The organism is Desulfatiglans sp. (assembly GCA_012513605.1).
In the GTDB taxonomy this organism is placed as follows: domain Bacteria; phylum Desulfobacterota; class DSM-4660; order Desulfatiglandales; family HGW-15; genus JAAZBV01.
Genome location: JAAZBV010000112.1, coordinates 1 through 13,662, shown reverse-complemented (window position 1 = coordinate 13,662; position 13,662 = coordinate 1). Strand labels below are relative to the sequence as shown.

Sequence of the window (13,662 nt, the reverse complement as noted above, 5' to 3'; positions counted from 1 at the left end):
AACGGGGTGTACTGGACCGGAAATAAAAAGGGAGTCAACCCATCTTAGGATTAACTCCCTGTTATTTAAGTTGGCGTCCCCAAGGGGATTCGAACCCCTGTCGCAGGCGTGAAAGGCCTGTGTCCTGGACCGGGCTAGACGATGGGGACGCAGTAAAACGCAATTCTAATTATCTTTTTCAGATTAATCAAGATCAATTTTGCGTTATTGACCTGATTTTTGTATTTTTAACACATATTCTGATGTGTTAAAAACCACCTTTTATTCTCACCAGAGGCAGTTTCTGGTGGGTCGTGCGGGAATCGAACCCACGACCAACGGATTAAAAGTCCGCTGCTCTACCAGCTGAGCTAACGACCCGTGAAAAAGAATCATTTTATATAGAGAATAAAATTCCCTTTGTCAAAACAATTTTTTATTTATTCAAACCTAGCCTTGACTGTCCTCGCATGCAGCGGCAGCCCCTCCTCTTCCGCCAGTGTAATCACAGTATCTTTAAGCCCCTCAAGCCCCTCTTTACTCAGGTACTGGAATGTCGGTTTCTTTATAAAATCATCAACAGACAGCCCTGAAAACATCCTGGCACACTGGCCTGTTGGCAGCACATGGTTTGTACCGGATGCATAATCACCCACAGGTACAGGCGCATATGGGCCCATAAATATGGAGCCCGCATGTTTTATTGAGGTTAGTGTAGTAAACGGGTCCTTTGTGATGATCTGGAGGTGTTCTGCTGCATATTCATTTGTAAAATTAATCGCCTGTTCCATATCCTTTGCCACAAGCACATATGAGTGCCTGTTGAGTGAAGATTCAAAGATCTCCTTTCTTGGCAGTGTCTCATACTCACGAGCAATATTATCACAAACCTTTTTTGCAAGCTCAGCCGATGTGGTCACCAGCACTGCCGCAGAGTCAGGGTCATGTTCTGCCTGTGAAAGAAAATCCACTGTGATAAATGCCGGGTTACCGCTTTCATCAGCCAGTATAAGGGATTCGCTCGGGCCTGCGGGCGAATCTATATCCACCTGCCCGTACACGATCATCTTTGCCGCGGTAACATACTTATTGCCCGGCCCCACAATCTTATGCACCTTTGGCATTGTCTCTGTCCCATATGCAAGCCCAGCAACACCCCAGGGACCGCCCACCTTGAATATCCTGTCGCACCCGGCAATATCCGCTGCGACGAGTATTGCCGGATTTACTGTCATGTTTTTTTCCGGCGGGGTAACCGCTACAATTTCGTTAACCCCTGCAACCTTTGCCGGAAGCACTGTCATAAGTATAGAACTCGGATATACTGCCCTTCCGCCAGGTATATAACAGCCAACAATATCCATCGCCCTTGTTATGCGGCCAGCCAGTATACCCTTTTGAACCTCTATTGACCACATCTCCCTTTCAAGCTGGGCCTTATGAAACTTTGTTATATTTTCAGCGGCCTTTTTGAGGCACTCCACAACATGAGGGTTTATCCTTTTATATGCACTGGCTATTTCATCTGCTGTTACCTCAAGATCAGCAGCACAGATATCCTCTTTATGTTTTTTGTAGTGCGCAAGCGTAACTGCATCGCCATTTCTGCGCACATCCTCAACTATCTTTCTTGTATCCTCAAAGACAGATGAAATATCCTCCATTGACCTTTCCATAATGGACTTCCTTCTCGAACTGTCCAGGTTATCAATCCTTTCAGGTTTAAGATTAAGCAATTATATAACTCCTTTTTACGTTTTCTTTTTCAATTCACAGTAATCCTTAAGTGCATCTCTTGTGCTTTCAAAGGCCAGTTCATCCCAGGGGATCTCGTCGATACTCATAAGTTTGCTGTCAGTGGTTTCATCATCAGCAGAAAGGGTGCCGGATATATACTTCGCAAGATAAACAATAACCACCTCAAGATATCCGGGATAGGAATAGACTCCAAAGAGCCCTTTGAGCCCAATATCAATCCCGCACTCCTCTTTTGTTTCTCTGATGGCCGCCTCTTCTACCTTTTCTCCCCTGTCAACATATCCGCCAGGCATTACCCATTTGCCCCTTTCCGGCGACTTTGCCCGTTTCAAGAGGACGATCCTGTTATCCATTTCAACAATCGCACATGCCACGAGCTTCGGGTCAAGGTAAAATACAAATCCGCACTCCCTGTTTTTACAGACAAGCCTGGGAGGCTCATGATCCTTTACTCTTATTTTAGTAAACTCATCACCGCAAACAGGGCAGTGACGGAATATATAATTATGATGCATTCTTAAAATTAAATTTCCCTAATGATTTAGAATAATTGACAAACTTTAACAGATATGGCATTTTTTAACAATCTTTAATAGCGCTGATAAAAAAATTATATCCTCTGGGTCTCCTGCGATGAATAAAACTGATCTTGTCTTAAGTATAATCGAGAATGTCCACCTGAAAAAAAAAAAGAGGGAGAGGCAGCAATATCTCTTTCCTGAACTTAATTATGAGATTATGCCAAAAACCAAGGCTGAGAGCATAATCAATTCCCTTATTGAAATAATGATATCATGCTTTGAAAAGGGCGATAACCTTGATATTCCCAGATTCGGGAGGTTCGATGTTGAGTTTAAATGGGCCAGAAAAGGTAGAAACCCGAAAACAGGAGAGAGCATATTTGTAGATTCAAGGAGAAAGGTAAAATTACGCTATTATAAAAGCCTTAAGGATCGGATTAACAGGAAGGGGAAAGTGCTCAAAGCTAAAAGCTGAAAGCTCAAAGTTAAAAAGGCATTTGGCCTTAAGCTTTGAGCTTTCAGCTTTTTATATTATACACCTTGTGCCCTGAGCCCTGGGCCTTACATAAACACTACCTCACCATTTTTTATATCCATTTTAACCATGCTCCCCTCGCTTATCTGCCCCTCAAGTATCCTCATGGAAAGGGGGTTCTGGACAATCTGCTGTATGGCCCTTTTAAGGGGTCTTGCCCCATAAACAGGGTCAAAGCCCGCATCAGCAAGGTATTCCCTTGCATTCTCAGTAAGCTCAAGGGTTATCTTGCTCGCCTCAAGCCTTTTTTTAAGGAGATTAATCTGGATATCAACAATGTGTTTTATCTCCTCCCTGCCAAGTGAATGGAATATTATGGTCTCATCTATGCGGTTCAGGAACTCCGGTCTGAAGGTGTTCTTAAGCGCCTCCATTACCCTTGTCTCCATCTCCTTTTCATCGCTCCCCCTGAGTTCATTGATCCACTGGCTCCCCACATTTGAGGTCATAATCAGCACTGTATTTTTAAAGTCCACAGTGCGTCCCTTGCCATCTGTCATTCGGCCGTCATCCAGTATCTGTAACAGGGCATTAAAAACATCAGGGTGTGCCTTTTCTATCTCATCAAACAGGATAACCGAGTAGGGGTGCCTGCGTACCGCCTCTGTAAGGTATCCGCCCTCATCATAACCCACATACCCCGGAGGCGCCCCTATAAGCCTTGCAACAGAGTGCTTTTCCATGTATTCGGACATGTCTATCCTGATCATGTACTGCTCATCATCAAAGAGAAACTCTGCAACAGCGCGGGCAAGCTCTGTCTTTCCCACGCCTGTGGGGCCAAGGAATATAAATGAGCCTATGGGCCTGTTCGGGTCCTGGAGCCCGGATCTGGCGCGTCTTACAGCATTGGCGACCGCTATAACCCCCTGCTCCTGTCCTATAACCCTTTTAGAGAGCATCTCCTCCATTTTTATGAGCTTTTCACGCTCCCCCTGCATGAGCCTTGATACAGGGATATTTGTCCACTTTGCAACCACCTCTGCGATATCCTCTGCATCCACCTCCTCCTTGAGCATCTTTGTACCCTTCTGAAGCTCATTAAGCCGTGCATTCTGCGCCTCAAGCTCCTTTTCCAGCGCAATTGTGGTGCCATACCTGAGCTCTGCGGCCTTTGAGAGGTCGCCCGCCCTTTCTGCCACCTGGGCCGCTGTCCTGGTTGATTCAAGCCTCTCCTTGATCTCACCAATCTTAGAGATGATCTCCTTTTCCATCCGCCAGTGCATTATCATCTCATCGCTGCCTGCCTTTAACTCCTTCAACTCCTCTTCGATTTTAACAAGCCTATCCTTTGAGGCCGCATCCTTTTCCTTTTTAAGGGCCTGTTTTTCTATCTCAAGCTGTGTGATTTTGCGCTGCACCGCATCAATCTCTGCAGGCATGCTGTCTATCTCTATCCTGAGCCTTGAAGTGGCCTCATCAATCAGGTCAATGGCCTTATCAGGCAGGAACCTGTCTGTAATATACCTGTGAGAGAGGGTTGCTGCGGCCACAAGTGCAGAGTCCTGTATCCTCACACCGTGGTGCACCTCATATTTCTCTTTAAGCCCCCTTAATATGGAGATTGTATCCTCTACTGTTGGCTCCTCCACATTAACAGGCTGGAACCGCCTCTCAAAGGCCGCATCCTTTTCTATATATTTTCTGTATTCCTTTATTGTGGTAGCCCCCACACAGCGAAGTTCACCACGTGCAAGGGCAGGCTTAAGCATGTTTGATGCATCAACAGCACCCTCAGCCGCGCCCGCACCAACGATAGTATGCATCTCATCTATAAAGAGTATTATCTCGCCATTAGAGTCTGTGACCTCCTTGAGCACTGCCTTAAGCCTGTCCTCAAACTCACCCCTGTACTTTGCACCTGCAACAAGTGCCCCCATGTCAAGTGCCACCACACGCTTATTCTTTAGGGTTTCCGGCACATCCCCCTGTATGATCCGCTGTGCAAGCCCCTCAACAATGGCGGTCTTTCCTACGCCGGGTTCGCCTATGAGCACAGGGTTATTCTTGGTCCTTCTTGAAAGCACCTGGATTACCCTCCTGATCTCATCATCACGGCCAATCACAGGGTCAAGCTTATCTTTTGCCGCAATAGCAGTAAGATCCCTTCCAAACTTTTCAAGTGCCTGGTATTTATCTTCAGGGTTCTGGTCTGTTATCCTCTGCCCGCCCCTTATATCCACAAGGGCAGCAAGTATGGTATCTCTTGTTATACCGGATGATTTGAGCATCCTGGCTGCATTACCATCCTTTTCATCGGATATTGCCATAAGTATATGTTCAAGAGAGACATATTCATCCTTCATCTGCTCGGCCTCTTTAAAGGCCTGTTCAAGGATGGCCTGGCTCCTTGCTGAGAGATATGACTGTCCATATCCACCCCCTGATACCTTTGGGAGCCGTTCAAGTACCTCTGTAATATTTTTAATCAGGGCGGGCTGATTTGCACCCACCTTTGCAAGAAGGGGAGGTATGGCCCCATCCTTCTGGTTGATTATGGCACTTAATATATGTTCAGGTTCAATCTGCTGATGCCCCAGCCTTTCAGTAAGCTGCTGTGATTCCTTCAGGGCATCCTGGCCCTTTAATGTAAGTTTATCAAGACGCATATAAGTATCCTCCTGCGATTATTTTTTTAAGATACCGGCCTGTTCAACCGATTAACAAAACTTAAGATCATGATATTTAATGTCAAGATGTTTGTAGATGTTTAGATACATTTTCAAAATTGAATGCTAACTATGTAAGATTGGCTGTATTATTGACAAATTTCGCTGAGATACCTATCATATCCACTTAAAACGGGTATATGTTTAAGATATCTATAGCGGACAAGATGAAAGGCGGCTTACATGATAAAGATCGCAACCAGGATTTCTTCATTCTCTTTAATTTCTCTGTTTTTTATTTTACTTTTTCCCCTGAATATTTATTGCCAGCAATCAGAATCCCTTAATAAAGGCATAGATGAATACAGGGATGAAAGTTATGAAGAGGCAATTGTCACCCTCAACAGGGCAAGGGCTGATGAACCCGGCTCATCTGCTGCCGCATTCTTCCTCGGCATGGCATACAAACAGACAATGGACTATGAAAAGGCCCTTACAAACCTGCTGGATGCTGTTAATCTTACACCCAGGATTAAGGAGGCCCTTATAGAGGTGGTGGATGTGGCCATGCAGCTTGATAAGCTGGATGTTGCAAACCACTGGGTGGATATAGCGGAAAAGGAGAATATCTTCCCTGCCAAGGCCGCCTTTTTAAAGGGGCTTATTCTCACGGAAGAGGGAAAAATAAAAGAGGCCAATGATGCCTTTGCACGGGCCAAGGCAATAGACCCCAAAATTACCCAGGCCGCTGACATGAGGATTGCTATGGGTTTTATGAAAGAGCGTGATCTGAGGCAGGCAAAAAAGAGCTTTGAGGCGGCCATCCTGAGTGACCCTCAGTCAGATATGGCCGGGTTTGCAAGGCAGTATCTTGCGGCGGTGGAGCAGAGGATCGCACTTGAAAAGCCCTTAAGGTTTACCATCGGGGTATTCGGACAGTATGATGATAACATGGTCTTAAAACCCGATGACCAGGCATTTGCTACAGGGATGACAAATGAGGGGAGCGGGGTATTAAATACCTCATTCCGCATTAACTATGCGCCTCTTCTTAAGGGCAGGTGGCTGTTTAATGCCCAGTATGCATTGGGTTCCAGCACACACGATAAAAACAGGTTTACCCATGACTCCATCTCAAACAGCATCTCCATTACACCGGGTTACAATTTCGGCAAGTATGCGCTCTATCTTGCCACGAGTTATAACCATGCGTTTGTAAGGAATCCTGACTTTAAAGAGTATTCCGGAACATTCAGTACCGGCCCGCTCGCAAGGATGTCTTTTAAGGATACGCAGCTCCTTGAGATATTTACAGGGTATACAAACAGCGAGTACTTCAGGCCTGCCCTTGCCCCTGAAGAAGACCGGGACGGTCAGGGTTATAAAAGCTACATAAGTTATTTATGGCTTTTTAAAAAGGACTACTTCCTGAACCTCAGGTTTATGTCCGATATCATGGATACAGACGGCAGAAACTGGGATAACAGTATTTTAGGCCTTTCCGTCAATTATGCCATGCCTGTATATAAGGATATCAAGCTGCAGTTGAGCGGCCAGATCAGCGACCAGGAATTTAAAAACCTGCATACAGTCTTTGATATAAAAAGAGAAGACAGGATATATTCCATGTCGGGCGGTTTTTCATGGAACTGGGAAAAGGATGCCACTATAGTAATTCAATACTCCAGGATGAGAACCGATTCCAATATCGGCATATATGATTATAAAAGAAACATCTATACATTAGGAATGGAATACAGATTTTAAAAAGCTTTATACTCCTCATGGAAGGGGAAGAATCCCCTCTATTAGGTGTCTCTTGACTTTTTGACTCCCCTGAATTAGTTATTACTCCAATATCTTATTGAAAGGAAGATCACTATGAAAAGAGTCACACTATTATCAATCTGTTTTCTTGCGCTCATTGCAGCCAATCTTTTTCCCGCTTTTGCAGCAGAATTAAAGATAGGCGTAATAGATACCCAGAAAATTTTGTCACAGTCGTTAAAAATCACCAAGGTGCGCGCTGATTTTACAAAGGAGTTAGAGGCCAAGATGCAGGAGCTCATAAAAAGACAGAACGCTGCACAGGCCCTGGATAATGAACTTGCCACCAAGGGGAGTACAATGACCGAACAGGTCAGACGAGACAAGGCAGAGACCCTTAGAAAGGAAGCAAGGGACCTCCCCCGTATGAAGGAAGAGATTGAGGCAGAGATGAAGGCAAAGGATACAGAGCTCGGTCGTAAATTTTTAACGGCTATAAGGGATGCGGCCCAGGAATATCTGAATAAAGAGAAGCTTTCAATAATAGTAGAAAAGAGCTCTGTTGTGGCATCTGACAAAGCGATTGATGTAACTGATCAGATAATCAAACTCTACGATTCAAAGCCCTGATGAGATTTTTAACGCTATAAAGGGCCCTGGGTTTTCCCATGGCCCATGAGTACTTCAAGACCTGATGACTCTATGATTTATCAATGGCTTGTTTGCCTCCAAACCGGCTGATTTGAGAAATAATTTGAATATTATTATAAAAGAAATATGTCGTCTGTTAATAACATTATGCTTATTCATTATCTGTCTCTGTTTTTCCCTTGACTGCCCGGCAGATAATACAGATGTTGTTCAGAAGATAGCAGGGTATATTGCTGAATATAATACAGAACAGGCCAGACTTTCAGATAGCAAGGATACCTACAGGGGTGAAGAGGGGATACTTTTCATCAAACCTGAGGAGGCCATAAAACTGGGCCTTAAAGCTTATATTGACCAGGATTACAATGATGCTGTCTCCCTGTTTGAAAAGGCGGCTGATGCCCTTGGGGCTGCTGAAAAGGCGTTAAGATACAGGGGTAACAGGGATCCTGAGCATGCTCTCATAGAAAAAATCATCTCAAATATCCTCCTCTATAAAGAGAGTTCATCACTCGCAAAGGAAACAATCGCTAACTACCGGAAAAAATTAAATAAAGATCTTGACGACAGGCTTAATCCAGAGACCTGCAACAGGATAATCCTTACCATTCTTAATGAATGCATGAATGAGACAAGGAATAATCTGAGGGATGCGCTTGCCTGCTTCTATAACAGGTGCCACAACACAAGGCATGGAAGACATTTTCTGGCCCCGGAAAATGTCCGGTTTGTAAACAGTATCTTCAGCAGATTTATTGCAAATGCATCCTCAGATGAAATCAGCCTCTTTGGTATGGATAAGAACATCAGGAACGGTAATGGATCAGATTATGGGGACTGGAAAAAAATAGTTAATAAAGAATTGCCCGAATTTTCAGTATTTATTGAATCTGCTTTAAAAAAGGGAGGGGATATATACAGGACTGACCCCCTGCTCTTTCTTGCGCTCATAAAAAAGGAGTCCTCATTCAGGCCCAGGGCTGTTTCTAATGTCGGGGCAGCCGGACTGACCCAGCTCATGCCACAGACCGCACTGGATCTGGGTTTAAAAGATGTGTATATGCCAGATTATTATAAAAATGCCGGTGAGTTATCCAGGACCGAACGTAAAATGAGGACAAAGGCAAGAGAGATGCTCTTAAGTATCTCAAAAAAGGATGATATCCAGACAGTAAAAAATGCAAGAGAACATATCCTGAAATCCATAAATGCAGGTGACAAACGAAAAGAGCTTTTTAAAAAATATAAAAAGGAGCTAACTGACAGCAAAAACGATGACCGGTTTAATGCGCAAAAGGTTATTGAAGCAGGATACATTTATTTTACAAGGCTTATGAAAAGTCATAGCGGGGACATAAGCCTTGCCCTTGCCTCCTACAATGCCGGGCAGCACAGGGTTAAGGAATATGGCGGGCTCCCCCCTTTCAGAGAGACCATAGGTTTCAGGAACACTATTCTCCAGTATTACAACGAGTATCTTGAAGAGTTAAAGAACTGATATCCAAAGATATTTGTTTGATTTCGACCCTGAAAAAATCCAGTTTATTTATTTAAGTCTTTTCCCCCATCTGTCGATTTTGAAGAGAGAGTGAAAGAATTTATCTTTTTACTCTTATTTTATTCAAGACAATCGCTGATTATTCTGCGGTAATCAAATCTGCATGCTAAAGACCGGGGGTAAAGATGGGTAAGACAATAGCCGGATTTTTTATCATTCTATTGGCCGCTGTGGCTTCACAGGCGGTTTATGGTGAGTCGGTAGGTAAATTTACAAAAGTAGAGGGCCGCGTTGATGTAACTAGACCCGGAGGCCAGGCAGTAGAGGTTAATGCGGGGGTAGAGATCTTTGAAAAGGACATAGTAAGGTCAAAGAGCAATTCTAAGGCGGAGATCCTTTTTGCAGATGGAAACATCCTCAAGCTTGCCCAGAATACAAGGGTAGAGATATCAGAATATATAAATGAATCAGGCAGGCGAAGCACAGTGCTGAACCTGTTCAGAGGGAAGATACAGAACAGGGTAAAAAAGTTACTGGGCAGCGTGCTAGGTAATGATGAGAACCGGTATGAGGTGCATACACCAACCGCGGTCTGCGGTGTGAGGGGAACTGATTTTTTCATGTATTATCAGAAGGGAGAAAGCGGCGCAACATTTAAGGAAGGTTATGGTTATGCGTATAATAAAAATCAGCCCGGTAACATAATACAAGTTGATGCAGGGCAGACAATGATAATACCCGATGCGGGTGCCCCACCTGTAGTGATGTCTGCATCGAATGATGATATAGAGCGACTTGAAGGGGAGACAACCCCTGCGGAAGAGGAGGATGAAAATGATATGGAAAGTGAGTCTGTCAGCGATAGTACCGGCACGGCAGGAGATACTGAAGGTAAAAATGATGGGGACAACGGATCAGCATTAAAGAGCACAGAAGAGTCACAGGCAGGCAATGAGGCTTCATCTGTTGAAGGTGAAACCGATAATAGAGGCGGGTTTACGCCTGAAAAAACCCTGATAGCGGATCTTGGATCAGGTGAAGGCCTCCGTGAAGTGTCATCTTCGCAGCCGGAAAATTTAACCCCTGAAGCTTCTCCTCAAATTACACCTGTGGAACAGGTTGATCCGCCTTATATACCGCCGGTAGAACCATCTCCAGTAGAGCCGCCAGTGGAACCGACGCCGATAGAGCCGCCGGTTGAACCACCCCCGGTAGAGCCCCCACCAGCGCCCACATCCCTCATGGCCTTTAACGGCAATATGCTGGGTCTTGTTCAGGGCACCCATTATGAAGGGGAGTATGTCATGCCCTATTCAACAGACCCGCGCAAGAGTGGAAATAATAAAAGTGATGCTCAGGCAAAATATGAATATGAGTATTTTCTAAAGAACGATGGTGTAACCTATTTAAGGGGCATGAGTGAAACCGAGATAATGGATTCAGATTTTGAAACATTCTATAATTATGCCCCGGGCGGCATACTTTACATAGAGACAGGCGGAGAGGATGAGTTTGCGCCCGATGTAACTGAAAGCACATGGAGCGGCTCCCTTGCATTTCTGGCAGATCCGCCATCCGCCGGTTATTACCAGCGGTTCCAGAACAATTTTGCGACAACCATAATAACAGGCACAGGGGGCTTTACCGGCGGCATTTCAGGCATGGCAGAGGATTTCTGGGGCGCCACAGAGGCAGCACCTCTTTCGATAACCCTTGCAGGACAGTACACATCATCAGAGCCTCTATACCTCTTCAGGGCGCCCCTTTCAGGGACATTTGAAGATGGAGGGGCCTACTCAGGTTATTTTGGAGGAAACGCTTCTGATGCAAGCGGTATGATCAAAGCCATTTACCTGAACCCTGAAGGAACAGGTCTGGGTATCATTTCGGGTGAATTCACAGGCTCAGTTGACGGTGCAGGCGCATGGAGCGCCAATGGAACAATGTATGCTACACCGGTCATCACAGGAAGGGCCTTTACAGTGGATGAGTTTAACTCAGCGATAGGTCATGGCTTTCTTGAGTTGGAAAAACTCACGGGCGCCTTTTCAGGGAGTTTAGAAACAGGCATAAAGGCACATGGATTCGGTGATACCTCATACATTAGGGGAGAGAGGTGGGGTATTCTAAATCTGTCATTCGGCTATGCAGGGTATGACGAGGGGCTGGTATCAGGCTCATGGTCTGGGGCAATAAGCGGATACGGGCTCTTCGGAGAGTACCTGGATGATTCCCAGCAGTGGCGTAATGACGGCGGCATGTGGGCTGCCAAAATCACAGACGGTACATGGCTTACTGATGGGGTATCAGGTGAGATAATGGGTGAATTTTTAACCATGACCAGTATAGGCACAATAGAGGGTCATCTAACAGGCCCGGGTGGAAAAGAGGGCAACTGGTCAGGCATCTCTGCGGGCATATGGAAGAAGTCCGCTGACCTGGAGTTCAGCAGCAGTTTCGGGAGCGGATTGTACCTGGTAAGGGGAGAAACCGGGGGCAACTATTTTATGAACAGTAACGCCAGCATGTATAATTACCACTATGATCTATCCAGCCATGAGGGAGGTTATACCTTTTATAATGCCGGTGCAGGTACAGATACCTACTACCAGGTAAATGCAAGGTCATTTGACGGCACATATGCCAATTTTTACAGTCAGAAATGGGTGTATGACCATTCAACAGGAAATTTCATCTCCTATGAGTCAACCGGCCCATTTACCATGTTTGATCTTGCTTCTCTGGCTACACCGCCAGAAACATACACCTGGGATAACAACAATTCATGGCAGGGCTATAATATGTATAATACAGGATGGCTCGATGGTATTATGGGCGGACTTGAAAACCTTTGGGGGGCTACATCCGGGGAGAGGGCCGATATAACCTTCCTGGGTAATTATGATGCCCAGTTTTCTCTCAATCCATCGCAGCCTTTCATATTTGCAAATCGTATCGAGAGCTTCAACCCATATAACGGCGCCGACACAACCCCTGATAACGGTGCATATGCGGGTTTTATCAGCGGTGTACTTGGCTCATCCACAATGGGAAACATATATGCCATTTTTATAAGCCCGGTAAACAGGTCTGGTATACTTATTGGAGATTACACAGGCAGCGCCAACAGGTTATCAGGCATATGGGATGCAGCAGGGGGTATGTACCCGGTACAGGTTGAAATTGCCTCGTTAACCTCAGACACACTTCTGGACAATCTAATGGATAAGACCCACTATTTCTGGGGCCGTTATGACTATGGTTCATATTTATATCCTGGTGAAGGGAACTTTCTTGACTCAATGGGCTACTCAACCGGGTATTTATATGCAGGCGGGGGCAATCATACAATCCTTAATATCAATGGAGAGCCCTGGGGCGTGTGGCAGGCGGTACTGGGCGGTGTGTACAGCGGGGCCCCTCAGAGCAGGTGGACAATTGGTTATCACAGCGATTTTTTTATTGAGGGTGTGGGCAACACCACAGGCATGATTGCCAAGTACAAGTTTGATGGTACATGGGCTGATAACAGGATTGAAGGAGATATGGTTGGCGCATGGGTTGACCTGAATGATGTTGTCCCGGTTGTAGGGGTCTCTTCAGGTAAGATCGCAGGTACATATGACCCCTCAGATTCAGAAAATCTCAAATGGCAGTCCGCTTCTGCCGGGGTATGGGTAAAGGCGGGTGAATATGTTGCAATGGCAGCAACAGAGTCTGGCCGCGCAACACTTGCATCACTTAACATACCGGCGGTGGAGATCGGGCGAACAACCCTTACAGGTACTGGCATCAATGTTTCTGTTACAATGCATGATGTCACCTTTTTTGCATCATCAACAGGGGCTGCCCCGGAGGTATGGGCAGCAGGGAATATAACCGGCACATTTGCTGGCAATCCCCTTGGTGAGAATGTAACTCTCACAAACAACGATCTCAATGTTGACTTTAATATAAAGAGCTGGGATGCATTGAATAACATTTGGAGCGCTGATATCTTTAACGGCTACGGAGCCCTAAGCAGGTCAGACACCGGGACTTTTGAACAGATAGAGTTCAGCGGCGTGGCAGGCGGCACACATACCGGTGGCACATCTGGCAGCTTTTCTGGTGAAGGCGCTGGTTATGTAAGCGTAAAGCCTTAACCTGGAAATACCTTAAAGGGGCAGGTTACAGCACCTGCCCCGGTTTTTAGGCAAAATGTCTATCTAATTGATATCTCAAATCAATATTAAATCGAACTTAAATTCATATCAAGACCTTTACCCGATCAAATGTTCTACTGCGCGGTCTTCATAAAAAAATGTGGTTAAAAATCTTTTCAGATTAGAAACAGGGCAGTTT

General features: G+C 45.4%; 7 protein-coding genes, 2 tRNA genes and 1 pseudogene. 4 read left to right on the top strand and 6 right to left on the bottom strand.

Annotated elements, in window-relative coordinates; all coding sequences use genetic code 11:
• Window positions 1–71: 71 nt before the first annotated feature.
• The 4 genes from GX654_15075 to GX654_15060 all read right to left on the bottom strand — a co-directional run bounded on the left by GX654_15075 (window position 72) and on the right by GX654_15060 (window position 2,252).
• Window positions 72–149: transfer RNA gene (locus GX654_15075), tRNA-Glu, on the bottom strand.
• A gap of 135 nt (window positions 150–284) precedes the next feature.
• Window positions 285–360, bottom strand: a tRNA-Lys gene (locus GX654_15070).
• Window positions 361–419: 59 nt separating this feature from the next.
• Window positions 420–1,655: a histidinol dehydrogenase gene (gene hisD, locus GX654_15065; GenBank protein NLD38183.1), complete on the bottom strand. Its 1,236-nt coding sequence runs from the start codon at window positions 1,653–1,655 to the stop codon at window positions 420–422.
• 75 nt (window positions 1,656–1,730) lie between these two features.
• Window positions 1,731–2,252, bottom strand: coding sequence for an NUDIX hydrolase (locus GX654_15060; GenBank protein ID NLD38182.1), 522 nt, complete (start codon window positions 2,250–2,252; stop codon window positions 1,731–1,733).
• A 118-nt stretch (window positions 2,253–2,370) separates the two neighbouring features.
• On the opposite strand from GX654_15060, the gene GX654_15055 reads away from it, so the two are divergent.
• Window positions 2,371–2,733: an HU family DNA-binding protein gene (locus GX654_15055; GenBank protein ID NLD38181.1), complete on the top strand. Its 363-nt coding sequence runs from the start codon at window positions 2,371–2,373 to the stop codon at window positions 2,731–2,733.
• Window positions 2,734–2,819: 86 nt separating this feature from the next.
• Here the strand turns inward: GX654_15055 and clpB are convergent, their stop codons facing one another.
• Entirely contained in the window at window positions 2,820–5,402 is a 2,583-nt protein-coding gene (gene clpB / locus GX654_15050; protein NLD38180.1) for an ATP-dependent chaperone ClpB, read from the bottom strand.
• Between the two features lie 243 nt (window positions 5,403–5,645).
• On the opposite strand from clpB, the gene GX654_15045 reads away from it, so the two are divergent.
• The 3 genes from GX654_15045 to GX654_15035 all read left to right on the top strand — a co-directional run bounded on the left by GX654_15045 (window position 5,646) and on the right by GX654_15035 (window position 9,318).
• Window positions 5,646–7,169: a tetratricopeptide repeat protein gene (locus tag GX654_15045; GenBank protein ID NLD38179.1), complete on the top strand. Its 1,524-nt coding sequence runs from the start codon at window positions 5,646–5,648 to the stop codon at window positions 7,167–7,169.
• Between the two features lie 114 nt (window positions 7,170–7,283).
• The gene (locus GX654_15040; protein NLD38178.1) at window positions 7,284–7,799 is read left to right on the top strand and encodes an OmpH family outer membrane protein; all 516 of its coding nucleotides are present in this window, start codon (window positions 7,284–7,286) and stop codon (window positions 7,797–7,799) included.
• Between the two features lie 1,039 nt (window positions 7,800–8,838).
• Window positions 8,839–9,318: a lytic transglycosylase domain-containing protein gene (locus GX654_15035; protein ID NLD38177.1), complete on the top strand. Its 480-nt coding sequence runs from the start codon at window positions 8,839–8,841 to the stop codon at window positions 9,316–9,318.
• Between the two features lie 1,129 nt (window positions 9,319–10,447).
• Here GX654_15035 and GX654_15030 read toward each other — a convergent pair.
• Window positions 10,448–10,549: pseudogene (locus tag GX654_15030) on the bottom strand (peptidase).
• Between the last annotated feature and the right edge of the window lie 3,113 nt (window positions 10,550–13,662).